General features: G+C 63.5%; 22 protein-coding genes and 1 pseudogene. 10 read left to right on the top strand and 13 right to left on the bottom strand.

Going from position 1 to position 22,872, the window contains the following annotated elements; all coding sequences use genetic code 11:
* Window positions 1-72 precede the first annotated feature (72 nt).
* From ACWRN3_RS19730 to ACWRN3_RS19695, 8 genes and pseudogenes are all read right to left on the bottom strand, one after another.
* Window positions 73-462 (bottom strand): MarR family winged helix-turn-helix transcriptional regulator, encoded by a 390-nt coding sequence (locus ACWRN3_RS19730; protein ID WP_476741661.1) that lies wholly within the window; start codon window positions 460-462, stop codon window positions 73-75.
* Window positions 463-772: 310 nt separating this feature from the next.
* Complete coding sequence (locus ACWRN3_RS19725) at window positions 773-973, bottom strand: hypothetical protein (RefSeq protein ID WP_110543387.1); 201 nt, start codon at window positions 971-973, stop codon at window positions 773-775.
* A gap of 105 nt (window positions 974-1,078) precedes the next feature.
* On the bottom strand, window positions 1,079-1,360 hold the full coding sequence (locus ACWRN3_RS19720) for a hypothetical protein (RefSeq protein ID WP_476741660.1): 282 nt from the start codon (window positions 1,358-1,360) through the stop codon (window positions 1,079-1,081).
* A gap of 102 nt (window positions 1,361-1,462) precedes the next feature.
* A complete protein-coding gene (locus tag ACWRN3_RS19715; protein WP_476741699.1) occupies window positions 1,463-2,104 on the bottom strand; it encodes a TetR/AcrR family transcriptional regulator in 642 nt (213 codons plus the stop codon).
* Between the two features lie 54 nt (window positions 2,105-2,158).
* Window positions 2,159-2,331 (bottom strand): annotated as a pseudogene (locus ACWRN3_RS19710) (amino acid permease); the annotation flags it as partial.
* Between the two features lie 1,785 nt (window positions 2,332-4,116).
* Window positions 4,117-5,502, bottom strand: coding sequence for an MFS transporter (locus tag ACWRN3_RS19705; RefSeq protein WP_255175409.1), 1,386 nt, complete (start codon window positions 5,500-5,502; stop codon window positions 4,117-4,119).
* Window positions 5,503-5,769: 267 nt separating this feature from the next.
* A complete protein-coding gene (locus ACWRN3_RS19700; protein ID WP_476741659.1) occupies window positions 5,770-7,950 on the bottom strand; it encodes an amylo-alpha-1,6-glucosidase in 2,181 nt (726 codons plus the stop codon).
* Window positions 7,951-8,154: 204 nt separating this feature from the next.
* On the bottom strand, window positions 8,155-8,709 hold the full coding sequence (locus tag ACWRN3_RS19695; RefSeq protein ID WP_476741658.1) for a hypothetical protein: 555 nt from the start codon (window positions 8,707-8,709) through the stop codon (window positions 8,155-8,157).
* 335 nt (window positions 8,710-9,044) lie between these two features.
* Here ACWRN3_RS19695 and ACWRN3_RS19690 point away from each other — a divergent pair, with 335 nt between their 5' ends.
* Both ACWRN3_RS19690 and ACWRN3_RS19685 read left to right on the top strand, forming a co-directional pair.
* Window positions 9,045-10,253, top strand: coding sequence for an aspartate transaminase (locus ACWRN3_RS19690; protein WP_476741657.1), 1,209 nt, complete (start codon window positions 9,045-9,047; stop codon window positions 10,251-10,253).
* A gap of 45 nt (window positions 10,254-10,298) precedes the next feature.
* The gene (locus ACWRN3_RS19685) at window positions 10,299-10,994 is read left to right on the top strand and encodes a 4-carboxy-4-hydroxy-2-oxoadipate aldolase/oxaloacetate decarboxylase (RefSeq protein WP_255175412.1); all 696 of its coding nucleotides are present in this window, start codon (window positions 10,299-10,301) and stop codon (window positions 10,992-10,994) included.
* Between the two features lie 146 nt (window positions 10,995-11,140).
* Here ACWRN3_RS19685 and ACWRN3_RS19680 read toward each other — a convergent pair whose 3' ends face one another.
* Window positions 11,141-11,383: a hypothetical protein gene (locus ACWRN3_RS19680; RefSeq protein ID WP_255175413.1), complete on the bottom strand. Its 243-nt coding sequence runs from the start codon at window positions 11,381-11,383 to the stop codon at window positions 11,141-11,143.
* A 138-nt stretch (window positions 11,384-11,521) separates the two neighbouring features.
* Window positions 11,522-12,457 (bottom strand): nitrogen assimilation transcriptional regulator NAC, encoded by a 936-nt coding sequence (nac, locus tag ACWRN3_RS19675; RefSeq protein ID WP_476741656.1) that lies wholly within the window; start codon window positions 12,455-12,457, stop codon window positions 11,522-11,524.
* A 396-nt stretch (window positions 12,458-12,853) separates the two neighbouring features.
* Here nac and ACWRN3_RS19670 point away from each other — a divergent pair, with 396 nt between their 5' ends.
* The 8 genes from ACWRN3_RS19670 (at window position 12,854) to ACWRN3_RS19635 (ending at window position 19,694) form a co-directional block, all read left to right on the top strand.
* The gene (locus ACWRN3_RS19670) at window positions 12,854-13,639 is read left to right on the top strand and encodes a LamB/YcsF family protein (protein ID WP_476741655.1); all 786 of its coding nucleotides are present in this window, start codon (window positions 12,854-12,856) and stop codon (window positions 13,637-13,639) included.
* A gap of 2 nt (window positions 13,640-13,641) precedes the next feature.
* A complete protein-coding gene (locus tag ACWRN3_RS19665; protein WP_476741654.1) occupies window positions 13,642-14,367 on the top strand; it encodes a 5-oxoprolinase subunit B family protein in 726 nt (241 codons plus the stop codon).
* A complete protein-coding gene (locus ACWRN3_RS19660; RefSeq protein WP_476741653.1) occupies window positions 14,364-15,377 on the top strand; it encodes a 5-oxoprolinase subunit C family protein in 1,014 nt (337 codons plus the stop codon). Before ACWRN3_RS19665 ends, ACWRN3_RS19660 begins: the two co-directional genes overlap by 4 nt.
* Before the next feature lie 143 nt (window positions 15,378-15,520).
* Window positions 15,521-16,282: an SDR family oxidoreductase gene (locus ACWRN3_RS19655; protein ID WP_255175418.1), complete on the top strand. Its 762-nt coding sequence runs from the start codon at window positions 15,521-15,523 to the stop codon at window positions 16,280-16,282.
* A 61-nt stretch (window positions 16,283-16,343) separates the two neighbouring features.
* Window positions 16,344-17,285: a 2-hydroxyacid dehydrogenase gene (locus ACWRN3_RS19650; RefSeq protein ID WP_476741652.1), complete on the top strand. Its 942-nt coding sequence runs from the start codon at window positions 16,344-16,346 to the stop codon at window positions 17,283-17,285.
* Entirely contained in the window at window positions 17,282-18,052 is a 771-nt protein-coding gene (locus ACWRN3_RS19645; protein WP_255175420.1) for an SDR family oxidoreductase, read from the top strand. Before ACWRN3_RS19650 ends, ACWRN3_RS19645 begins: the two co-directional genes overlap by 4 nt.
* The gene (locus ACWRN3_RS19640) at window positions 18,052-19,125 is read left to right on the top strand and encodes an L-idonate 5-dehydrogenase (RefSeq protein ID WP_476741651.1); all 1,074 of its coding nucleotides are present in this window, start codon (window positions 18,052-18,054) and stop codon (window positions 19,123-19,125) included. Before ACWRN3_RS19645 ends, ACWRN3_RS19640 begins: the two co-directional genes overlap by 1 nt.
* A gap of 26 nt (window positions 19,126-19,151) precedes the next feature.
* Window positions 19,152-19,694, top strand: coding sequence for a gluconokinase (locus ACWRN3_RS19635; RefSeq protein ID WP_476741698.1), 543 nt, complete (start codon window positions 19,152-19,154; stop codon window positions 19,692-19,694).
* Between the two features lie 706 nt (window positions 19,695-20,400).
* Here the strand turns inward: ACWRN3_RS19635 and ACWRN3_RS19630 are convergent.
* From ACWRN3_RS19630 to ACWRN3_RS19620, 3 genes are all read right to left on the bottom strand, one after another.
* Complete coding sequence (locus ACWRN3_RS19630) at window positions 20,401-20,823, bottom strand: hypothetical protein (RefSeq protein ID WP_255175423.1); 423 nt, start codon at window positions 20,821-20,823, stop codon at window positions 20,401-20,403.
* A 110-nt stretch (window positions 20,824-20,933) separates the two neighbouring features.
* Complete coding sequence (locus ACWRN3_RS19625) at window positions 20,934-21,155, bottom strand: hypothetical protein (RefSeq protein WP_324645083.1); 222 nt, start codon at window positions 21,153-21,155, stop codon at window positions 20,934-20,936.
* Window positions 21,156-21,661: 506 nt separating this feature from the next.
* Window positions 21,662-22,237 (bottom strand): hypothetical protein, encoded by a 576-nt coding sequence (locus tag ACWRN3_RS19620; RefSeq protein ID WP_476741650.1) that lies wholly within the window; start codon window positions 22,235-22,237, stop codon window positions 21,662-21,664.
* Between the last annotated feature and the right edge of the window lie 635 nt (window positions 22,238-22,872).

The raw sequence follows: 22,872 nt of genomic DNA, 5'->3' as shown, positions 1-22,872 counted from the left end.
GCTGGGAGGGCCGGGGCGCACCGCCGCAGAGCTCCCAACCCGAGTGCTACAGGAGACGGCCTTTGTCTTCCACTAGCGATATGTCCTAGGAGGCGTGTAGTTACCGGTTGCCGGGTTTTGCTTGGCGTTGGAGGCGAGCAGTTGAACGATGGCTTGCAGTTCCTTGCGGAGATTGCCGCCATCCGCTGCCGAATGAGTCAATACTGTGCGGTCCACTTCACGGGCCTCGCTGATCACCCGGGCGCCGAGGTCGGTGATGGAGACGACCTGGCTTCTACGGTCGGAAGGGCTGGGCTGTCGGCGGATGTAGGCACATGCCTCGGCTCTGGATAGTACATCGAGGGCTATCACTCCGGCGTGGGTGAGCCCGGCATGGGCCAGTTTCTCGTTCCATGAATGTTCGACGAGCCTGGCCGCGGTTGATAGGAGGCGGCCGGTAGGCCAGGAATTCATGTCGGGCATGAGCGGAGTATAGACCTTCGGCCTGCACGGGGCCTGGACGTGGTGTTCAGGGTGAAGTGGAAGCCTGGGGTGCGGAGCCTGCGAAGGCACCATTCCCTAATCGGTTTGGAGACGCGGGGGAGCAGAAGCGACTCTCAGGAAGTCGTCTAGCCGAGTGCGGCGATTCAAAGGCAATGCCATAGGTCGTGTCGCTGCAGCAGCTCGGCGGAGGGCCCTCCTTTGCGGCTAGGCGCCCGCTCTTCGACAGCCATGAAGGCCACTGTGAGGGACCGAAGTATTGAAGCGGTCCTTCGGGGCCACGAGCAGCGGATTAGTCCTCGCGCTGCTCGAACTCCGCATCAAGCTCGTAGTGGCGGAACTCGGTCTCCGGGTGAGACTCACCATCGGTCACGATTTCGTGGTCGATTTGGCGTTGGACCTGGCTGTCGAGAACCTGCAGTTTCTCGTCTTTTAGTGTTTCCAGATCCTCGGGAAACGGGTCGGCAGGGGTGATGCGCAGATTGCTTGACATTGGTGTCCCTTTCACTAGCGGCACTCCATTTCATCGGATACCCGCAACGAGAGTATTTTAGTCGAGCCCGTCAGGTCCACGCGCCTGAGTTGGCAGAAGCCTTAGTCAGACCAAGCTTGGTTGGCTGGCGAGGATGTAGTCCAGAGCGGCCGGACCGGTCATTCGAAGTCCCGGCCGTATGCACCGGTCGTCGTTGGCGCGTCGTTCGTGGATGCCCTGCTGGAACATCGCCGCCCAAAACGATTCGCAGGGGCCGGGGATTTGTGCTTGCAGTGCGCACCAGCTCAGGTACACGCCGTAGAACTGGTCTTCCGTGCGTATGTGGTCATCGGCCGCATCGGCGGCAATGCATTCCTGAACAAAACGGGCGTAGTCCGGGGTTTCCATTTCTAATGGCTCCTGTTCCTTCAACGGAATGGTGGATAAAGGGGCTGCAGCATCTTGGAACCGCCAAGAGAACGGAGAACAATGTCCGCGGATAACGAAACGTCAGGGGGCGATCGGGACCTCACCTCCGTGGTCGCGTATGAGGGAAGCAGCCATCCGTTTGGCGAAGACCGCTGACTCCCGGTCTCCCTCGACCGCTGAAATAATCGAACCCTTTGTCAGGATGTGGCAAGAGCGGGCGAAAATGTCGGGTTGTTCAAGGCCGGCCTCCACGGCCAGGGCCCGTATGAACACCCGGACCTGCGCTAAATACTCGATGGATGCAATTCCCAGTGGGTGGGCGGGGCCCATTTCCAGCATGGTGCTGACGAAGGCGCAGGCCTGGAAGTCATCCTGGCGGAACCACCCATCCAGGACATCAAAAATAGCCATTATCCGGCCAGCGGGGTTCGCGGTCCGCCTTCCGGTGTCGGCGATGATCGCCTCAACGGTCAGGTCCTGGTGGCAGCGCTGCAGGTAGGCAAGGACCAGTTCATCCTTTGACGTGAAGTGCGTGTAGAACGTGGCTTTGGCGACCCCGGCCCTCGAGATCAACTCATTGATGCCGACATCGCGGATGCCCCGGTGTAGGAACAGCTCGTAAGCGGCGTCCAGGATGCGTTCCCTGGCGCCACCAGAGGCCACCCGCGGGGGAGCAGAGGCGAGATCATCGACGGCGGTCGGTAAGTCATATGTGTGGACCATCACCAGCAGACACTACACGAAAACCAGACAGACAAGTCAGTACGCCCGAAGCTGAAGCCGGGCCCCGGCTCCCATGAACAAGCCGGTGCCGATCGCACCGCCGATGGCGGTCACCTGGGTTCGGCGGGGCTTGGGGTCTCGTGGTAGCCCTGTTCCTCGCTGGAAAAGTCGCGGACGGCACTGGCGACGTCGCCGGTGAGTTCCCGCCCATTTCCATTCGGGGCCAACGCGATAATGAGGCTGGCTGCCGGGCCGTGCAAGGAAAAGCGACAGCTTAGTCTCGAGGCCAAGTCTTCCCTTTTCCGGCGTCTACGTCCGGTTTGAGCGTACCCAAGGAACATCAAGGTCCTAATTCACTGGGATTCGGGAGGGGAATGTGATGGGCGCTAGATAGGGAGTAGAGGTGACACAACTTCTGCCGGTCTCACGACGGAGTATAAAATTTTCGGGCTGCCTGTCCAAGCTCTTCACCACGCTTTCCAGCTCCACCGGATGGGGAGACGCAAGCGTGCAACTGCAGAGCAGGGCCAGCTGGCTGGCCTTAAGTCCGGCGCCAAGGACCCCTGCTGATCGTATTGGCTCTGCTTCGTTGGCTGCTGCGTGGGCTTGTCGGGTTTGGCCTCACTTTGAGATAGCCGAAAGGCATATCCTGGGTCGCTGCCGGCCGGCCACAGAGTTCGGACCTATTTCAGGGGCGAGGGGTGTTTGATCCCCATCGGCTCGGCGGTGCCCGCGGTGACTGGGGCCGGTTTCCCTGAGTATGGGGACGGTGGGTGGATGCCCTGGTAGCTGTGCCGCCTGCCCATTCGGACGGCAGCCATTTCTGCAGTGTTTGATAAGGACTCGAGTGCAGTTCGACGCTTCCACTGCGTTTATGGAGATGTGATCCGACGCCGCCACCGAAGGTGTTGGCGCTGTAGGAGACGACCTCCCGAAGCGGGACTCCCAAGGGGTAGGGTGTGCCCTAGCCGACGAAGGAGCCATGATGAGCTACAAATATCGAACTGTTCGGGTTCGCGGTACGGAGCTGGTCGGAACAATTGCCAGGAAGCACGGGGGTGCGGCTGAAATCTACGAAACTTCCAAAGACTTGAGCACATCAGTAGTTCCGGTGTTCTTCGAGGCAACGGGCGAGATCCGTTTCTTCGACAGGTCAGTACTGGAGGACGTTGTGGCGCCATCCACATAGCTCTCCGGATGCCGGGCCGGCCATGCCGGGCTGGCGTGTGGGACACATTTCAGGGGCAAATGGGGGCGTGGACAACGTCCACAATTCCACCGTCGAAGTGGGTCGCACACCGGTTGGACTGTTTAGGATTCCACATGTTTTCCGGAGTTTCCGGTGTTTTCCAGGGTTTGAATGTAGTTCGTGTCCCACCTAGGGCACAGCATATCCCCTCGTCAGAGGGGTTTTTGCTTTTAACGCGGTGACAAAGATTGTGGTGGCGTCACTCACACGGGGTTGGTTCGCCGGCTGTGGCCTGGCCGTAGCGTGGCCTATTCAGGTGTGTGGGTGGCGGGGTCAAGTCCCTGGCTGGTGGGTTTTCCGCCTGCTGTCACAGGGTCCTTGCAGTGCCTCGTTTCCGTTCCTTCGGGTTAGCTCGGTGGCACGCACCTGTCGACGGCACGGGGCTGTGGGTGCGACATGACGCACCTCCGTGACTCGGAACGGACTTGGGAGGCCGCTATTGTTACCCGGGGGAGTTGCGGTGAGTGTTGGTCCTGCCGAATGAGGTGTGAAAAGTCCACACTTATGTCTTCCTTATTGGAGTGCCTGTAGGCCCCGGTCAATTGTCAGGGTTGGGCATATGAAATTCTGCCACCCTTGTCAGAAAAGAAAGGCCAGACGGCATTACGGGCGGAACACGAAGACCTCTTAGTCGTTGGCGGTGTGTAACGGCCACCAAGACTAAGAGGTCTTCACGTATTCACGACGTAACGAATGTTGCGCCCCGTACAGCCAGTTCGCGATCAGCTCAGGGGCGGATTACCCGTCACATCTGCATTCCAGGCTAACCAGCGAGGCCGTGGGTAGCTGTAGCTGTGCCCGCGGACACGGTCGCGGCCGTGAGGACGGCCGTCTCCCGCTCACTCTGCTGCACCTCGTCGAGTTCCTTGAGCGTGTACTTTTTGGTCTCCTTCGCGGTGAGGGCTGAGATCCCTGCCAGGACCATGAACCCGAGCGCGACCATGGACGGGCCGACCCAATCTTTCAGATCGGGGCCAGCGAGTGCTGTCGAGAGTACGGGGCCGATGACGCCCGAAATGGCGAAGCCGATCTGGGTGCCAAGGGCGAGCCCGGAGACGCGCAGCCGGCCGGGGAACATCTCGGCGAAGAACGCGGGCCAGGACGCATTAACCATTGAGTAGAAGAGGGAGTAGTTGACGATGCCAAACAGGAAGATCAGCGACCAGTTGCCGGTCGTGATTGACCAGAGGTAGGGCACCATCGTGATTCCTACGCCGCCCGTTGCGATGAGGAACATCGTTTTGCGGCCGATCTTGTCCACAAGGAATCCTGCCAGGGGCGTGATTCCGAGGGCGATCACTGCCGAGACTGTGGTCGTCAGGAGCATGGTCGGCTTATCCAGCTTGTATCCGGCGGTCCCGAACGCCACCGAGAAGGTCTGCATCATGTAGCTTGTGCCCGCGATGAGCGCACAGAATACGATCCGCAGCACCGCGCGCCAGTGGAAGCGCAAAAGGTGCCTGAGGGGGGCGACGTTCACCTTGGCGGTCTGGACCTTTACGAACTCAGGCGGCTCCTGGATGTGGCGGCGGATCAGGTATGCAGCGACGACTACGACGGCAGAGGCCCAGAATGGAAGCCGCCAACCCCAACTCAGCAACTGCTCCGAGGGCATGGCTGCGATCGGGATGAAGACCAGCAGTGTGAGCAGCGTGCCGGAGGAGGATCCCAACGTGGTGAAGCTCGCAAGGAAGCCGCGTCGGCCCTCGGAAGCATGCTCCAGGCTCATGGTGATGGCACTGGGCTGCTCGCCGGAAAGGCACAGTCCTTGGATGACGCGGATCAGCACGAGCAGGATCGGAGCAAGAGGACCGATTTGGGCGTACGTGGGCAGGCACCCGATCAGGAAGGTACAGCCGCCGATGCCGAACAGCGTGATCATCATGACGAACTTGCGGCCGCGGCGGTCACCCAGCGGCCCCAGGATGAGAGAGCCGAGCGGGCGTACCGCGTAGCCGACCGCGAAGGTGACCATGGCGAGCAGCACGCTGATGCCCTGGGGGAGCTCGGGCGAGAAGAAGAGGACGTTCAGAATCAACGCGGACGAGGTGCCGTACACGGCGAAGTCGTAGTACTCCAGCGTCGTGCCGATCCAGGCCGCGACCGCGGCCCTGACCGGGGTCTTCTTCGGAAGTAAGGTTTCAGTCATTTCGTCTCCGTGGGTGATTGGGTGAACACCGGCTGCCGCTACACCTGGGCTCTGGGAAAGAGATTTCGAGTGGAATATCCGGTTGGTCCTGCTGTGAGCTCTCTCGCAAGTCGTGTTTACGGCTTTGCGGACCGGCCCCAGACATCAAGTTAACGTTTGCGGTGTGGGTCACACAAAGTCCGCTTTTATGTACCTACATAGCGATTCGTTATGGCATAGAGGCGAAGAACGGGAGGCCTTGGACAACAGGAAGCTCGACGTGGTTCCCTAACGAAGAGGGTTTGACGAGGGGCGACTATTTCCACGACGCTGCACCGCTTCCTCCACCAATTCGGACATCCACGGTCGGTGTCCCCGGTGAAGGGCCATCCCCGGGGGTAGTCCCTGGACGGACGGGACTGAGCCGGCGATGTCGATGGTGATGCGGCCATTGCCAAGCGGGGCGTTGGAGATGTGCAGGTCCCCGAAGGATTCGGGGAGGACGGGATCGAGCCACACGCCGCCGGCAGACACGACCGGGTCGTAGCGCATCAGGCTGGACACGATCTGGATGGGTGCGGTGGCTGCCCATGCCTGAGGCGAGCAGGCGGTGGGGTAGGGAACGGGAGTGGCGAGGTGGTCCCGGCTGAAGCCGCAGAACAGTTCCGGGAGGCGGCCGTCGGAGAACTCTGCCGCGTCCATCATCCCGGTGGCGATTTTCTGCGCTTCGGCGACGAAGCCGTACCGGAGGAGCCCCGCCGTGATGATGGCGTTGTCGTGGGGCCAAACGGACCCGTTGTGGTAGCTGGCCGGGTTGTAGGCGCCCATGTTGCTGGCCAGGGTGCGTACGCCCCAGCCGCTGAACATTTCCGGTGACATCAGGTGCGCGGCGACTTGCGGTGCTTTGTCTTCGTCGATCAGACCTTGAAGCAGGCAGTGCCCCATGTTCGAGGCACAGGCATCAACCTGCCGTTTCCTGCCGTCGAGCGCGATGGCGTAGTACCCTCGCTCCGGGATCCAGAATTGCTCGTTGAACTGCTTCTTCAGCCGGGCAGCGCGATCGGTGAGGTCGTTGCCCAATGCCATGTCACCGGCCTCGTAGGCCAGCCATGCCCGTGACAGGTAGGCGACGTAGACGTAGGCCTGTACCTCGCAGAGCGCGATTGGTGGCTCGGCCAGGCTGCCGTCGGCAAAGTTGATGCCGTCCCAGGAGTCTTTCCAGCCTTGATTGACCAGCCCCTGATCGTTGAGCCGTTGGTACTCGACGAAGCCGTCGCCGTCCTTGTCGCCGTAGTTCACGATCCAGTCCAGTGCGCGGTCGGCGTGGGGCAGCAGGGCCTTGATGGTGTCCGCGGCGAATCCCCAACGACTGACCGCACCGAGCACCATCAGGAACAGGGGAGTGGCGTCCACGCTGCCGTAGTAGTTCGACTTGCCGCCCAGGGACAGGCCGCTGGAGACATCGAGCCGGACCTCGTGGAGGATCTTGCCGGGTTCCTCTTCCGTCATGGGGTCCACCACGGTGCCTTGGCGATCGGCGAGGGTCTGGAGTGTGCCCAGGGCCAGCGAAGGGTCTACCGGCATAGCCATCACCGAGGCCCACAAGGAGTCCCTTCCGAACAGGGTCATGAACCAGGGCGCCCCGGCGGCGACGACGACGCGCTCCGGATGGTCGGGGTCCTCGATCCGCAGAGCGCCCAGGTCGTCATAACTGCGGCGCAGGGTCCGTTCCACGGAACGGTTGGCTACCTGCAGTTCGGGGATTTTCGCCACCCACTCCCGCCGGCGGCGGTCTCGGGGGGACAGGCAATCCCCCTCGGAATGGGCGAAAGCCGGTGCGTGGGCTCCATCGTTGGTGGGCAGAACGGTCAGGACTGTGCTCCATTGCCCATGAGCGGGTACGGACACCCGATACTGGACGGTGTTACCGGAAATGTCGGCACCAGGTACGTGGATGGCGGTGCCTTTGCGGACGTCCTGCCAACTGCCCCGAATGGTGAGCATCCCGTCGTCGGCTTCTCGTGTTTGCTCCCACTGTCGCCGGATACGTGCCTCCTTCACCTCGAAGAGGTCCGCGTAGTCGGCCCCCGTTTCCAGAACGATGAGGCACTCAGCCGGCTCCTGGGAGTAGTTGTGGACGGTGAGCTGCTCCTGGAGGCCGGCCCCGACTTCCCGCAGCCGTTCCACGATAAGTGGGCTGTCCGCGTAGCCGTCGGACCGGGGGATCCTTGCAACAAATGCGGCACGGAACGGCTCCTTTGTCTCTGCTGTGAGTGGTTCAAGCGCCTGTCCATTCACTGTGAGTCGCCAGGCAGAAAGGATCCTGACGTCGGCCACGAAGAGGCCGTGCGGACGGTCGGCCTGAATATCCCCGTTGGACGACGAAGTACAGAAGGATGAGCCCTCGACCAACGTCACAGAGCCAGCCCCTAGTGGACCGGCCGCCGTATCCGCATTCCACCCCGCCATTCTGGCCTCCTCCGCGACCACCGAAGCGCCGCACAAGCAGACACCGTGCTCGCCGCGGCCTCTTCGAAAAGACGCTACGCTTGGTTGCCAGTCGCCGCCAGAGCGGAGGCGTGAAGTAAGCCGGAACTCGTCTACGCCGGCGTCCGCAAGGGACAACGGGGTGAAGGACGGCGGGCAGCGGATCAGCCGGGACGATCCTTGCGGCTAGGCCACGCGCAAGCCCACGCCCCTGGTCACTTTGCGGATCTCGTCGGACTTCAGGCCGCTTGCCCCGGCAAGTTGGTAGTCGTCAAGCAGTCGGGATTTCCTGGCCAGGGCCAGTACCTGCGTGCGTTCTTCTTCCGCGGCACTCCGGGTGCGTTCGGCCACCGCCAACTCCGCGGCCAATCCTGCAATGAGGTCCAGATGGCGGTTTCGGGTTTGGCCCGACGGGTACAGCTCGCCGCGTGCCAGCGCGGCAGACCGGATACTGGCGGCAGGCAGGCCCGCGGCCTTTGCGACGGCGGCAACCTTCACGCCGTCGCACACGGCCTGGGCAACGCAGTCACCCAGCTCGGCGGTGAGGGCACGCACCCGGCTGGACCGGAGCGCGATAGTCGTCCGCAGCTGGGCCAGCATGGCCAGCGCTTGTTGGGCGCGGGCAGTAGCGGGGTCCGGCTTCGGCACGCCCCGGTACCGGTAGGCGGCCACGCCGAAACCGCCCGTCCCGGTGCCGGCCGTACGCGCAAGTATCCGTTCGTAAATCCCTCTACCGGGCACCTTTGCTCCTTGTCTTTCGTTGGTGCTGTTTCCATGTCAACGCGGCTTCCCAGCAGCAGGGGCACTTTTCCCGCGGTTTGTCCCGGCGGTCTGGAAGGAACGTGCCGGGGGCCGGCGCTGTGCCTTCCTCAGGTCTCTCCACCCTGCAGGTTACGCCGCGGGCAAGCCCGGGAGGCAATACCGAAAGTGCATGGAGCAATACGCGAAAGTTCTGGCCTGCCCCGTCATAAGGGCTGCTTATCTGTCCACGCACTTTAGGTCTTATCCAAGAGCATGGCTCCTTCCCTAGGCTCGAATGAACCACCCTCATCCGTACCGGAAGCCTGGAAGAGAACATGCCTGAATTCGTGCCCGCATCACGCGTTACCCGTATCAAATCCTCACCCAGCGTTGCCGCGGCGGCACGCGTGCGGGAGCTCAAGGCCGAGGGCCGCCGGATCCTGGACCTGACGGTCGGCGAGCCGGATTTTGATACACCGCAGCACATCAAGGACGCTGCCATCGCAGCCATCGGCCGGGGTGAAACCAAATACACGTCGGTGACCGGGACGCCCGAATTGCAGAAGGCCATCCTGCAGACGCTGCAGCGCAAAACCGGCCAGCAGTACACGCCGGGTGAGATCACCATCGGCGGCGGCGGCAAGCAGGTCATCTTCACCGCATTCATGGCCACCCTGGACCAAGGCGACGAGGTCGTCATCCCCGCACCCTACTGGGTCTCCTACCCGGACATGGTGCTCGCCAACGAAGGCACCCCTGTGATCGTTTCCTGCGGCGAGGATACTGGCTTCAAACTCACCCCTGGCGCCCTGGCAGGGGCACTGACGGAGCGCACCAAGTGGGTCATCCTCAACACCCCCTCCAACCCCACAGGAGCGGTGTACTCCCGTGAGGAATTGGCCGGACTGGCCGCCGTCCTCAAGGACCATCCGGCCGTCTACGTCCTCACGGATGAAATCTACGACGAGATCCACTTCGGCGAAGAGCACATCACCAGCCTGGTGGCCGTTGCCCCTGAGCTCAAGGACCGTGTGCTGGTTACGAATGGCGTCTCCAAGGCCTATGCCATGACGGGCTGGCGCTTGGGCTATGCCGGTGGGCCGGGGCCCCTGGTGGCTGCCATCAACAAGCTGCAGTCCCAGATGTCCTCCTGCCCGTCTTCCATCAGCCAGGCAGCTGCTGCCGCGGCACTTACCGGAGACCAGGCATTCGTCCACGAAAGCGTGGACGTGTACCGCGAACGGCGCGATGCGGCAATCAGCGGGCTGAACGCCGTCAAGGGCCTGCAATGCGCGACGCCGGATGGCGCCTTTTACGCCTACGTCAACTGTGCCGGGGTCATCGGCAAGACGACCCCCGATGGCAAGCAGATCACCAACGACGAGGACTTCACGCTGTACCTGCTGGAAGCAGCCTCTGTTGCCGTTATCCAGGGTTCGGCCTACGGGCTAAGCCCCTACTTCCGGATCTCCTACGCCACCGGGCTGCCGGTGATCGAGGAATCCATTGCCGCCATCGAAAAGGCCGTCACGGCGCTGGCCTGACCCAACCTTCCCCTTGCCTACTCTTTCCAACAACAGGAGCTCCCCATGATCCACGTCAAAACGAAATTCGACCGGCCCTCGGAGGACGCCATTCAGCGCCTTTCCAAGTTTTCCTCCGCCACAGTGCATGAAGCACAGGGCCGCAAGGGCGCCCTGAGCTCCAGGATTAAGCCCATCGACCGCAGCATGTCCTTTTGCGGACCCGCCGTCACCGTGGTCTGTGCACCCCGGGACAACCTGATGCTCCAGGTGGCCATCCACTATGCGCAGAAGGGCGATGTTGTCCTGGTGTCCGCCGGTGAGTACGAAGAGGCGGGGACTTTCGGCGATGTGCTGGGCAACGCCATGAAGGCGAAGGGCCTGGCCGGTATGGTCACGGACTCCGGCGTCCGCGACACCAAGGACCTGATCGAACTTGGATTGCCGGTGTTCTCCGGCAGTATCTGCATCAAGGGGACGGTCAAGGAAACCATTGGGCCCATCAACCATCCACTGGTGTTTGGTGATGAGATTGTCTACCCGGGCGATGTCCTCCTGGGTGACGCCGACGGTGTGGTGGTGGTCCGCAAGGATGAGATCGAGCAAGTCATCAAGCTGTCGCAGGCACGCGTTGACGCGGAGGACGACCTCATTCGCCGCTACAAGGAAGGGGGGACCACCATCGAGTTGTGCAAACTGACGGATGTGCTGAAGGCGAAGGGCCTGCTGGTCGAGGATGCTGAACTGCAACCTGCGATGTAGCTCCTGCGTTGCTGCGTAACTGCCGTCATGACTCCTTCGTTGTGACGACAGTTACGCAGCAACTCTCTGTTAAAACCAAGAGGCCCGGGTTCCTTTCGGAACTCCGGGCTTTGCCTCTTGCTGCCCCCGTGCGGCCGGGTACTGGCTTAATTCATACCGGGCAGGAGATAGGCGGGCGGACCCACCTGAGAGTCGTCCAGGTACCACATGGTGGAGCCGTTTTTGCCCGGCGGCATCATGCTGCCCTCAAACACGAATACCGGCTCCGCGGACGGGCCATCCTCCGGCCGCCAGAAGCCGTTGGTGGGGCAGTGTGAACCGGTGCTTGCTTTGAGCTGGATTCTTCTTTCCGCTGTTTTCCGGTATCGCAGGCTGGTGATCTTTTTCATGGTGGGCTCCGGGAAATTATTGCCGAGGTGAACGCTGTTTCAGCGGACCTTTATGGCTTTTATCCTAGAACGTCCGTTAAGCCCTGAATAAGACAAAACAAAAGTGCCCTGATAAGCCGCCCTTATGATGCCCTCCGTTCACTGACCGGGAATGGGCGGATATTTGCTGCGGAGCATTTCCTGGAGCATTTCCTTCAGTACCAGCAGGACCGCTGAACCGGCTTCGGACAGGGGCTCATGGTCCGGGGTGCACAGTGCGATTTTGCACTGCAGTGCAGGTTCGACGATCCGCAGGACCCGGAAGTCCTCCTCGTGGAACAGGGCATCCGCGGCCGACTTTGGCAGGATGGTTGCCCCGAGGTCCGTGCGCAGCAGCCGGGTGAGGGACGGGACCGATTCCACTTCGCCCACCAGCTTCAGCTCCAGGCCCTTGTTTTCGATGCCTGCCTGCACCACCTGCCGCAGGGTGTGGATTTGTTCGGGCAGGAAGAGCCCAACCGTGGCCACCTCTTCGAGCGTGATGCTGTCGGCGTCCCCAGCTACCGGCAGTTCCCGGCGGGCATTCACGATCAGGTACAGGTCCTCCACGATCAAAGTGGTGAAGTGCACCCCACGGATGGGTCCGGGCTCGTAGATGAGCGCCATGTCCAGGCGCCCGTTCTTGATGGCCTCGCTGAGCACGCCGCCATAGATTTCGGTGACGTGGAGGACGATGTCCGGGTAGCGCCGGCCCACCTCGCTGATGATCCGCGGGGTAAGGCTGGACGCCATGCTGTACGGCGCAATGGCAATGGAGACGCGGCCTGAGGGGGCAGCGCCGGAGGCTGCAACGTCGATTCTGGCCTGCTCTACCAGCCGCAGGATGGTCTGCGCGTGCCGGTACAGGGTATGGCCGGCCGCCGTGGGCTCCACGCCCTGCTTGCTCCGGATCAGGAGCCGCTGCTTCAGTTCCGTTTCCAGGGCGGACACCTGCTGGCTCAGCGCGGGCTGGGCCACGTGGAGGGCGGCGGCCGCCTTGGTGATGCTTCCTGAGTCGACGATCTTGACGAAGTACGCCAGCTTCCGGGTGTCCATAGCGCTCCTCTTTTCCGGCGGGGACGGCACAGCATGCGGGGTCATACGTTGGCGCTATGGCGGGACAGGCATTACGTCTTTGTGTGATCCGAGTCTCGGGCATAGGTTAATTGCAGATGACTTTCCAATGACCAAGACATTCTATCCCCGCCAAGCCATCGCCGATTTTGATGACTGCATATGTTTCTAGCATAGGCGGGGAAAGAGTTTCTTAGCAGCACCGTTTTTGCAGTTGCCAAACAAAAGCCGCATACATCTTTTGCGATCGGCGGCCAATAGCGCCGGCGAAGGTCATAGCTGTTCCCTATAGGGAGATACCGTATTCGTCTTTGTGTAGCTCAAATTCCGATGCCACACTCATTTACACCCGCAGAACCCGGCAGAGAAAGGCCCGTAATGCCCACAGTCGATCTCGTAGCGGATCTTGGTGAAGGTTTTGGAGCCTACTCGATCGGTGACGACAAAGCCCTGCTGGAGATCGTGTCCAGCGCCAACATCGCCTGCGGCTTCCACGCAGGGGACCCCGACATCATGGACGCCACGGTGGCTGAATGTGTCCGGACGGGAGTTGGCATCGGCGCCCATCCGAGCTTCCCGGACCTCCGCGGCTTCGGCCGCCGGGCCATGGACCTCACCGCTGACGAGGTCCGCACCGACGTCATCTACCAGCTGGGAGCCCTGTCAGCGTTTGCCGCCTACCACGGCGGTTCCGTCTCCCACCTTGCCCCGCATGGCCGCCTGGGCAACCTGGTGGCGACACGCGCCGATTATGCGGGAGCCGTAGCGGATGCCGCCGTGCGCGTGGATCCCGCCCTGATCATCCTTGCGCAGGATGGTGAACTCGCCACCGCCGCCGCGGAGCGCGGCCTGCGGGTAGCCATTGTCGGCATCGCGGACCGCGCCTACCAGGATGACGGCACACTGGTGCCGCGCAGCCAGCCCGGCGCCGTGATCCATGACCCCACCGTCATCGTCGAGCGCACCGTGCGGATGGTACGTGAAGGACTGATCGAGACTGCCTCTGGCAGGGACATCGCCATCCAGGCAGACACGGTGCTGCTGCACGGCGACAACCCTGGCGCCGTCGAACTGGCCCGCCTGATCCGCAGCGAACTGATTGCCGCGGGCGTCACCATCGCCCCGTTGGCAGAGGTGCTCGCCGCAAAGCAGAAGGTGTCCTGACGATGGCCGCAACGACAACGCCGACAGCGCTGGCTATTTTCGAATCCGGAGACGCCGCCCTGCGGGTGGTGGCACGTTCCGGTGATGCAGAAGCGAACTGGGCCACGGTGCACTCCCTGGCTGGCTGGCTGGCCACGGCCGGCGTCGACGGCATTTACGGCGCCGTTCCCACCTACGACTCGGTCCTGGTGGAATTCGACCCCTACGTCACCTCAGCCCGGCAGGTCCGGGCGTTCGTCCTCCTGGGAATGCGCCAGCTGGACTTCACCGGCCCCACAGTGCGGGAACCGCGCCGCTTCGAGGTTCCCGTGGTGTACGGCGGGGACTACGGGCCCGACCTGGAACGCGTCGCGGAACACCAGGGCCTGGACGTTGAGGACGTCATCGCCAGGCATACGGCCAAAACCTACGTCATCCGCTGCCTGGGCGCGCCGGCAGGATCTCCCATGATGGACGGACCCGACTTCCCAGTCCCCGTGCCCAGGCTCAAGGACCCACGGCTGTCCGTTCCCGCAGGTGCGGTGTCAGTTGCCGGACGCCAGGCAGTGATCGCGCCCGCCGTGGCTCCGGGTGGCTGGTGCGTCATCGGACAGACCCCTTTAACAGTCCTGGACGCGGCACGCGAACCCCTGGTGCCCTATGTTCCGGGTGACGAACTGCGCTTCTACCGCATTCCCGCGGAGGACTTCGGAAACTTCACGGGGAAGTTCCTGGAGGCCCGGCCATGACCGGCTCGCTGATTATCCTGCAGCCTGGCCACTCCGTGGTCACCGACCTCGGCCGGACGAAAGGCCCGGCGTTCGGGCTGCCGGTTAACGGGGCCCTGGACCAATTCTCGGCCAAGGCCGCGAACATCCTTGCCGGCAACGAAGACAACGATCCGTTATTCGAACTCACTGCGCTGGACTTCCGGATGCGTGCCACCACCGACCTGCTGATCGCCGTCACCGGAGCGCCCCTGGACCTCACCGTGGGCGGCCGCGAATGCCCGCAATGGGAGCCGGTGTCCGTCCGGGCCGGCGAAGTCGTGGCCGTTCGGGGAATCCGGACCGGACTGCGCGCCTACATCGCCGTCCACGGATCCTTCACGGTCCCCAGCCTGCTGGGTAGCTGCGCCCCTGACACTGTGGTGGGCTTCGGGTTGAAGCTCGTGGAGGGCTTCCGCCTGGAAACCCGGAAGACCACAGCGCCCATCACCCAGCCGCACTTTGGCCTGCCGCTGTTCCGGCTGGGCCTCACCAAACCCGAGTTCACCACCAATCCGGTCATCGATGTCACGGACGGGCCGGACGTGGCGGAATTTGGTGACACGGCGGACCTGCTGTTCACCACGCAGTACACGGTGAGCCCCCGCAGCAACCACATTGGGCTGCGGCTCGGTGGTGCCCTTCCTGAGCGTCAGCTCACGTCCGAAGTGCTCTCCCGCGGTGTTCCGGTCGGGGCCATCGAGATCCCGTCCCGCGAGGAACTGCTGGTGCTGCACCGGGGACGCGGCGTGACGGCGGGCTACCCGGTCCTGGCCGTGGTCACGAGCCGCTCACTGGACGTCCTGGCGCAAGCCAGACCTGGACACACCATCACCTTCAGAAAGACAACCGTTGCTGAGGCAACAGCCATGCACCGCGCCGCCTGCCTTGAACTGGACAGGCTCCGGAACACTATCAACACAGTCTTCGGACTCCTCGGCATCGGCGCCGGCCAGCGCTGGCATGAACTCAGCCCAGCGTCAGGATCCTGAACATCATGAACGCTTTTCCCACAGCCAAGGACCGCGCCCACGAACCGCTGCGCGATCCCTAACCCCTGCCAACCCGGGGCTCCTGCGTCCAGCCCATTGCCGGACACAAGAGCCCGCCCGAATTCCACCACTTTGGAGTACCAATGCCTTTTTCCGACTACACCACCGCCCTCGTCACCGGAGCTTCCACCGGCATGGGCGCCGCCATCGCCGAACGGCTGGCCAAGCGCGGCCTCACCGTCCATGCGGTGGCCCGCAACGAGGAACGCCTCACCGAGCTTGCCGACCGCACCGGAGCAGTCCCGCATGTGGTGGACCTGACCGACACCGCCGCCCTGACCGCCGTCGTCAATGACCTGAAAGTGGACGTCCTAGTCAACTGCGCCGGCGTCTCCAGGCCGGGCAACATCCTGGATTCCTCCGAGCAGGACATCGACGAACTCATCGACGTCAACCTCCGCGGGCTCCTGCAGCTCACCCGGCTGGTCCTGCCCGGCATGGTGGAACGGGACCTCGGCCACGTGGTCAACATCAGCTCCATCGCGGGCATCTACAACTTCTACGGCCACACCGTTTACCACGCCACCAAGGCCGCAGTGCACCAAATTTCCCGGCAGCTCCGCAACGACACCGTGGGCAAGCGGATCCGCGTCACCGAAATCTGCCCCGGCCGCGTGGAAACCGAGATCTTTGGCCGCAACATGGGCGGCAGCCCCGAGGCCATGGAAGAAGCCTGGCAAACGTACTACGAGGGCTACGAGTCGCTGACCACCGACGACATCGTCAACGCCCTGGACTACGCCATCGAAACCCCGCGCCACGTCAACGTGGGCATGCTGGAACTCATGCCCACCTTCCAGGTCCCCGGCGGCCTCACCTTCGACCGTCGCGGGGACTCCGACTAAAGCCGCCCGACGCCCAAACCCGGGAACTACCTTTCCACCGCCCAACCGATAGGCCCTCACGATGCAGTTAGTACGAACCGTTAGTTTCCCCGAGCCCCAGCTCCTGGCTGACCTCTCACCACTCCCCGAAGGCCTGCGGGGCGTGGTGTGGGACATGAAGGACGAACCGGGGGAGGAGCTGGGTGACATCGACGGCGTCATCCTGCCCTACATCGACGCGGGGGCGGTGATAGGTTCGCTGGCCAAGGTCCCGAACCTTAAGTTCGTGCAGACCCAGTCAACAGGGTACGACGGCGTCCGCGAGGCTGCCGGGCAGGGCGCCGCAGTGGCAAACGCCTCAGGCGTCCACGCAGCTGCCACGGCGGAGCTGGCCGTGGGGCTCATCCTGGCCAAGCTGCGCGGCATTGACCAGGCCGTCAAGGACCAGCAGATTGAAAGCTGGAAGCCGCAGCGCCGCCAGTCTCTGGCAGACCGGAAGGTCCTGCTGCTGGGCATCGGGGGCATCGGCAAGGAACTTGCCCGCCGTCTCGAGCCCTTCGAAGTCACCGTGACCCGGGTGGGAAGCTCAGCCCGGACGGACGCGGACGGACAGGTCCACGGCCCGGACGAACTGGTGGAGCTCGCCGCCGGCCACGACATCCTGGTCTCGGTCCTCCCGCTGAACGACAAGACCCACCACCTGGTGGGCCGGGACGTCCTGGCCGCCCTGCCAAACGGCGCCCTCGTGGTGAATGTGGGCCGCGGCGCCGTGGTGGACACGGACGCCCTGACCCGGGAAGTGGCGTCCGGCCGCCTGCAGTGCGCCATCGACGTCGTCGATCCCGAACCGCTGCCCGCCGGCCACCCGCTGTGGTCGGCGGAAAACGCCCTCATCACCCCTCACATTGGCGGTAATGCCTCAGCCTTCGAACCACGGATCCTCAAACTCCTGAAGCGCCAGCTCGAGGCCCTCGCCGCCGGCGAAACCCCCGCCAACCTCGTCCAGCAGGGGCCGTTCGCATGAGCGCGTTGTTTGACCTGACGGGCCGTGTTGCCCTGGTGACGGGTTCGAGCAGGGGTATCGGTTCGGCGCTTGCGCGGGCGTTGGCCGACGCCGGAGCAACAGTGGTGCTGAACGGCATCAGCGAGGAGCGGCTCAAGGCTGCCGCGGCGGCAATGGCGGCTGATTTTCCGCCGGGCCGGATCCACAGCATTGCCTTCGACGTGACCGACGACGGCGCCGCCGCCCGCAGCATCCGCTGGATCGAAGAGAACGTGGGTCCGCTGGAGATCCTGGTGAACAATGCCGGGATCCAGCACCGCGTCCCCATGCTGGATCTCGATGTGGCCGACTGGGAACGCGTCCTCTCCACGGACCTCACCAGCGCCTTCCTGGTGGGCCGCGAAGCCGCCCGGCACATGATCACCCGGGGCCGCGGCAAGATCATCAACATCTGCTCTGTCCAGGCCGACCTGGCCCGCCCCACCATCGCCCCGTACATCGCTGCCAAAGGCGGACTGCGCAATCTCACCCGCGCCATGACCGCAGAATGGGCCGCCTCAGGGCTGCAGATCAACGCCGTCGCTCCCGGCTACATCCACACCGAAATGACGCAGAACCTGGTGGATGACGAGGAGTTCAACTCGTGGATCCTGGGCAGGACACCCGCGCACCGCTGGGGCACCGTGGAGGATCTGGCCGGTCCCGTGGTGTGGCTGGCCTCGGACGGGTCCAACTTCGTGAACGGGCAGACCATCTTCATCGATGGCGGAATGACGGTGGTGGTCTGATGGCTTCAATCACCGAGGAACTCCCGGCAACCGGCCCGGCCCTGGTGGCCCATGCGGCCGGCGACCTGCGCATCGACGAGGTCCCGCTGCCCCAACCCGCCCCGGATGAGGCGGTAGTGGAGGTCCGGTACGGCGGCATCTGCGGCTCGGACCTGCACTACTGGCTGCACGGCGCGGCCGGGGAGTCCATCCTGAAGGCCCCGCTCGTCCTGGGCCACGAAATCTCCGGGACCGTGGTCCGGGCCGCGGCCAACGGTACCGGCCCGGAGGCCGGGACCGCAGTCGCCGTCCACCCCGCCACCCCGGGCCCAGGCGCGGCAAAATACCCGGCGGGCCGGCCGAACCTGTCCCCTGGCTGCACGTACCTGGGCAGCGCGGCCCGCTACCCGCACACGGACGGGGCGTTCAGCCGGTACGTGACGCTGCCGGTACAGATGCTCCGGGCGCTGCCCAAGGGCGTGGACCTGCGCACCGCGGCACTTATCGAGCCCGCGTCCGTGGCCTGGCACGCAGTGTCGCGCGCCGGTGACGTCAAGGGCAAGACCGCGCTGGTCATCGGCTCCGGCCCCATCGGCGCCCTCACCGTCGCAGTCCTCAAACGCGCCGGCGCCGCCCGGATCACCGCCGTCGACCTCCATCCCAAGCCGCTGGAAATCGCCACGGCCGTGGGCGCGGACCAGGTCATCAACGCCGCGGACACCGAAGCCATCGCCGCCGTGGAGGCCGACGTCGTGATCGAATCCTCCGGCAACCATCACGGGCTGGCCTCGGCCATCCGCGGCGCGGTGCGCGGCGGCACCGTAGTCATGGTCGGCCTGCTGCCTACCGGCATGCAGCCGGTGCCCATCTCGCTGGCGATCACCCGCGAACTGCAGCTGCTCGGCTCGTTCCGCTTCAACAACGAGATCGACGACGTGATCACGGCCCTCGCCGACAGGTCCCTGCACATCGAGCCCGTCATCACTCACGAATACCCCCTCGCGGAGGCGTTGTACGCCTTCGAAATCGCCAAAGACTCCACAACCTCCGGCAAAGTCCTCCTCAGCTTCGGGGAACCAGGGGGAGACCAGTGAGCGGGAAGCTGGCGCCACTGGTAGTGATGGGCGTTTCCGGGTGCGGCAAGTCCACAGTCGGGGCTTGGCTGGGCCAACAACTGGGGATGCCGTTCTATGACGGGGACGACTTCCACCCCGCAGCCAACAAGCAGAAGATGGCCGCTGGGGTTCCGCTGACGGACACGGACCGGGAGCCATGGCTGGGCCGCGTGGGGGAGTTGCTTGCAGGGAAGGACGCCAGCGGCGCGGGAGTCCCGCCGATTGTGGCCTGTTCGGCACTGAAGCGCCGGTACAGGGACTTGTTGCGCAGCTACGCCCCGGATGTTGTCTTCATCCATTTGGTTGGCACTCCCGACACTATCGGCGCCAGGATGGACGCCCGTTCCCATGAGTTCATGCCGCGCACGCTGCTCGACTCCCAGTTCGCCGCGCTGGAGGAGCTGGAAGCGGACGAGGCCCATGTGCTGGGCGACATCACCCAGCCCTTGGACGTCCTGGTGGAGTCGCTCAAGCTGAAGCTGAAGTCTGCGGATGCGGTCACGGTTGGGCCAAAGGCGACGCTTCCGGGAGCCGCCCAAACTGCCTGAAATCGGAGAGGGTTCCCTCCCCGGCTCAGGCCGCTGGAATCTGCGCCTCACTCCGCGCCGCTACCTCCTCACGAGCCTCTCTCCCACCCGTATGGCCGTGCCGAATGGGCCAAAAGCTGCGGCCGGGAGGGTATTCCCGGGTGCCCCAGGACCAGACCTGGCTAACACTACGCACGGCACGGCATCATTGCGGTGCCTAGCCTTTGGGATCTTTCTGCCCGACTTATGGTGTGCATGTGCTGGGCAGCCTCCTGGAGATGGAAGTAAGTTTGCTGGCCGGCTCACACTCTTCGTTCGGGTCGTCCGAGAACCGCACAGTCCAGGCTGCTTCGAGTGCTGTGACCCTGGGTCAGATCGAAGCCCCTGGCTGGCACCTTGAGCACGCTGGTTATGTCTTCGTGGAAACCGGGTCCACTTCTACTAAGCGTGTGCTGGCAACTGGATAGGGCGTGGTCACCAAGGGGCATGTCGCCGGAATCTATCTGTTCAGGCGTGTGGAGCAGCAGAAGATCTGAGGCCGCTGAACCGTAATAGAGGTGCTTCGGCCGTGAGGCCAGCCCTACCGGAGGGGCTGTCAAGGGGTTGTCCCCCCTTAATCACATTTGCAGAGACCAATAGCGGGCGTTCCGTCAGACTGAACAGCCTACCGTGAGAGCTAAAGAAAAGAGTGTGGACAATGTCCACATTCTGGGCTGCGGACCAAGTCTTACCGCCCTCGAACCGCCCGGTTTCCGTATGTTTTCGGGGGTTCCCAGTGCTTGCAAGGCTCGTTTAGCGGGACCCATCTGGAGGACCAGCCGAGCCAGTAGGAGCTGCGGATCCATTCCTCACGAACAGGCACTTTACCGTGGGTCAATCCGCCCTCCAGATGCAGCCGGTACAGTTCCGCGTCAGTTCCGACAGCCAGGCCTTTGTCGGGAAACAGGACCCAGCCGAAGACCGAAGTGCGGTACCTCCGGTGGCCGCTGTAGGTCTCCAGGGGCAGGGGATGGATGTCGCGGGCCTGGGCGGTCTGGACGAACTCAATCAGCCGGCGCCTGTATGCCTGTTGCCGTTCCGCCTCATCGGAGTCGTGCGCCAGGGCACGGTGGCGCTCCATTGGTCTGTCCGGGTCCTCGGGAAGTCCCATGGCCGCGTAATTCCACAACCGGTGCCGCCTGTGTACCGGTAAATGCCCCTTGTATCCGCCTGGATGGCATGGGCCACAGGTTGGGCTCGCTTGTTTCAGGAAGGGGTCGGCTACCTCCTGCGGTCAAGGAACCAGGAGGCGTCCATGTCCGGTGCGGGCTGGTGTCGGAGCCTTTTGACCAGGGCGATGAACGGCAGCAGCAGCAATTGCAGAACCCCGCCAGAGATCAGCAGTGCGACGAGCAAAACGATGACCGGCAGGTAGAGGAGGAACACCCCGCCCATTGCGGCAATGTAGCCGGCCGTGTAGCTGAGGATGGTCCCGGTATCCATGCTTGCTTCCTAATGCTGGTGCGGACGGGGGATTCTCTGGGGCCTCAGTCGGCGGCGCGGCACCGGGTTGTGCCCTGTTACGGGCGGGACCCGTCGCCATGGCTTGTGTGGCCGATAGCTGGTGAGCCCCGGGGACGGGGGAGCCGTGGCGACCGCTGAGGACCCTTTCCTGCGGTGGCGCAGCGTCAGGAGAACAATCAGGGTCAGGCCGATCCACACGAAGGCTACAACGAAGATCAGCGCCACCATCTGGGCCGGGCTCATGACGGGACTGTCTGAAGAAGCGCGTGATGCACGAGCGGAAGGATGGATGCTGGGTTATGGTCAGCGTTGGTCATGGTGCCCCGGCTCTGGGTGGCTACCGTTGGGCTGACTGCATAACTCGGTAGGTCAAGTGTCCGCCCATCGCTCCGGGGCGGCAAGGGCACCAGGCCTGGAAACCGCCCCGTTACCAAACTGCGGCTTTAGTGACGGACTGGGGACTCCGCGGGCCCAGCATGCGATCATCAGCCGCGCAGTGGCGGCGCCGCCTGCGCGGGTCCAAGGGCCAACCGGACCAGTGGAATGACGGGAAGCAGGAACAGGCCCAGGCCCGAGATCGGGTAGATGGCGTTGAACGTGAAAATAATCAAGCCCAGCACCAGCAGTCCCAGGAAATTCAGCAGCTGGATGGGCTTTGGCTGTGGCCTTCCGGTTGTGGCATAGCCCAGCTCGACCGATGACTCCAGGTACGCTCCGGGGAGTATGACACTCGCGCCGGTGTCCCGCCGTCGAGCCAGCAGCGAGCCGTCGCGACGAATAATCTGTTGGACGTCGAACAGCGTGCCATTGCTCACGAAATTACCGTCAGTGTCGACTAGCTTTCGGTTATTTCCGCGGGCGATGACCGTGTCACCGGAACCGGCTCGTAGGCCATCGCTGAGAAGCAATGTGTGCTCGGGATCCACTTCACCCTGGGCAACCCGGTCCGCCTGCGCCCGTTCCTTGAGCAAGCCGACCGTTTCATTGTCGGCGCCGATGAGGATGGACGACTTTCCTGCCCGAGTATCTGCCTGCCACGCGAGGTACGCCTTGTCAGCCATATCCAGGTAGCTACCGTGCCGGATCCGCCCATGTCGGGCGTAATCGGCAATGGCTGAGTACTCACCCTTCTCACCGACAGCAGCCAGGCGAAAGAGGCCGTATACGCCTACGACTCCTGGGGACTGACCACCACCAGCACCGGAACCCAAGCCGGTACCATCCCGTGGCAATAGGCCGGCGGAAACAACGACACCACCGGCAACCGCATCAAATTCGGTGCCCGCTGCTACAACCCCTACCGCGGACGCTTCACCCAACCCAACCCCTCCGGACAAGAACAAACCGCTACTCTTACGCTGCCTGCAACCCAATCAACAGCACCGACCCAACAGGTCTCGTCACGCGGGAACGTATTCGGCAGCGGGTGTAACGGGGTTCAACTTGTTCGTCGCTGTTGCGGCAGCAGCGGCAGCGACGGTGGTTACTGGAGGAGCAGCCCTTGCCACAGTGGGCGTTGCAATCGGAACCTATGGAACGGCGTCTTTTGAGGAATCGGAGCGGCAGCAGTGTAAGCGGCCATGAAAAACTGCCCGTAGGCGGCCACGAAAGTGCCCACTGACGGCCAGTAGAACTGCCCACCGGTGGCCATGAGATCTGCCCACTTCCTTACTTGTCCTGCCGCGTCTTAAGCGGC

This window comes from Pseudarthrobacter sp. rb, from assembly GCF_056389225.1.
Note: the sequence above shows the minus strand (reverse complement) of the source record. Positions and strands in the feature narration are given on the sequence as shown.

What these genes read in the sequence shown, in the direction of transcription:
- ACWRN3_RS19705 (WP_255175409.1), bottom strand. Translation starts at nt 5,502, where the DNA reads ATGACTGAAACCTTACTTCCGAAGAAGACCCCGGTCAGGGCCGCGGTC.
- ACWRN3_RS19630 (WP_255175423.1), bottom strand. Translation starts at nt 20,823, where the DNA reads ATGGGACTTCCCGAGGACCCGGACAGACCAATGGAGCGCCACCGTGCC.
- nac (WP_476741656.1), bottom strand. Translation starts at nt 12,457, where the DNA reads ATGGACACCCGGAAGCTGGCGTACTTCGTCAAGATCGTCGACTCAGGA.
- ACWRN3_RS19685 (WP_255175412.1), top strand. Translation starts at nt 10,299, where the DNA reads ATGATCCACGTCAAAACGAAATTCGACCGGCCCTCGGAGGACGCCATT.
- ACWRN3_RS19635 (WP_476741698.1), top strand. Translation starts at nt 19,152, where the DNA reads ATGGGCGTTTCCGGGTGCGGCAAGTCCACAGTCGGGGCTTGGCTGGGC.
- ACWRN3_RS19715 (WP_476741699.1), bottom strand. Translation starts at nt 2,104, where the DNA reads ATGGTCCACACATATGACTTACCGACCGCCGTCGATGATCTCGCCTCT.
- ACWRN3_RS19730 (WP_476741661.1), bottom strand. Translation starts at nt 462, where the DNA reads ATGCCCGACATGAATTCCTGGCCTACCGGCCGCCTCCTATCAACCGCG.
- ACWRN3_RS19660 (WP_476741653.1), top strand. Translation starts at nt 14,364, where the DNA reads ATGACCGGCTCGCTGATTATCCTGCAGCCTGGCCACTCCGTGGTCACC.
- ACWRN3_RS19670 (WP_476741655.1), top strand. Translation starts at nt 12,854, where the DNA reads ATGCCCACAGTCGATCTCGTAGCGGATCTTGGTGAAGGTTTTGGAGCC.
- ACWRN3_RS19620 (WP_476741650.1), bottom strand. Translation starts at nt 22,237, where the DNA reads ATGGCTGACAAGGCGTACCTCGCGTGGCAGGCAGATACTCGGGCAGGA.
- ACWRN3_RS19650 (WP_476741652.1), top strand. Translation starts at nt 16,344, where the DNA reads ATGCAGTTAGTACGAACCGTTAGTTTCCCCGAGCCCCAGCTCCTGGCT.
- ACWRN3_RS19680 (WP_255175413.1), bottom strand. Translation starts at nt 11,383, where the DNA reads ATGAAAAAGATCACCAGCCTGCGATACCGGAAAACAGCGGAAAGAAGA.
- ACWRN3_RS19645 (WP_255175420.1), top strand. Translation starts at nt 17,282, where the DNA reads ATGAGCGCGTTGTTTGACCTGACGGGCCGTGTTGCCCTGGTGACGGGT.
- ACWRN3_RS19665 (WP_476741654.1), top strand. Translation starts at nt 13,642, where the DNA reads ATGGCCGCAACGACAACGCCGACAGCGCTGGCTATTTTCGAATCCGGA.
- ACWRN3_RS19640 (WP_476741651.1), top strand. Translation starts at nt 18,052, where the DNA reads ATGGCTTCAATCACCGAGGAACTCCCGGCAACCGGCCCGGCCCTGGTG.
- ACWRN3_RS19690 (WP_476741657.1), top strand. Translation starts at nt 9,045, where the DNA reads ATGCCTGAATTCGTGCCCGCATCACGCGTTACCCGTATCAAATCCTCA.
- ACWRN3_RS19655 (WP_255175418.1), top strand. Translation starts at nt 15,521, where the DNA reads ATGCCTTTTTCCGACTACACCACCGCCCTCGTCACCGGAGCTTCCACC.
- ACWRN3_RS19625 (WP_324645083.1), bottom strand. Translation starts at nt 21,155, where the DNA reads ATGGATACCGGGACCATCCTCAGCTACACGGCCGGCTACATTGCCGCA.
- ACWRN3_RS19720 (WP_476741660.1), bottom strand. Translation starts at nt 1,360, where the DNA reads ATGGAAACCCCGGACTACGCCCGTTTTGTTCAGGAATGCATTGCCGCC.
- ACWRN3_RS19725 (WP_110543387.1), bottom strand. Translation starts at nt 973, where the DNA reads ATGTCAAGCAATCTGCGCATCACCCCTGCCGACCCGTTTCCCGAGGAT.
- ACWRN3_RS19700 (WP_476741659.1), bottom strand. Translation starts at nt 7,950, where the DNA reads ATGGCGGGGTGGAATGCGGATACGGCGGCCGGTCCACTAGGGGCTGGC.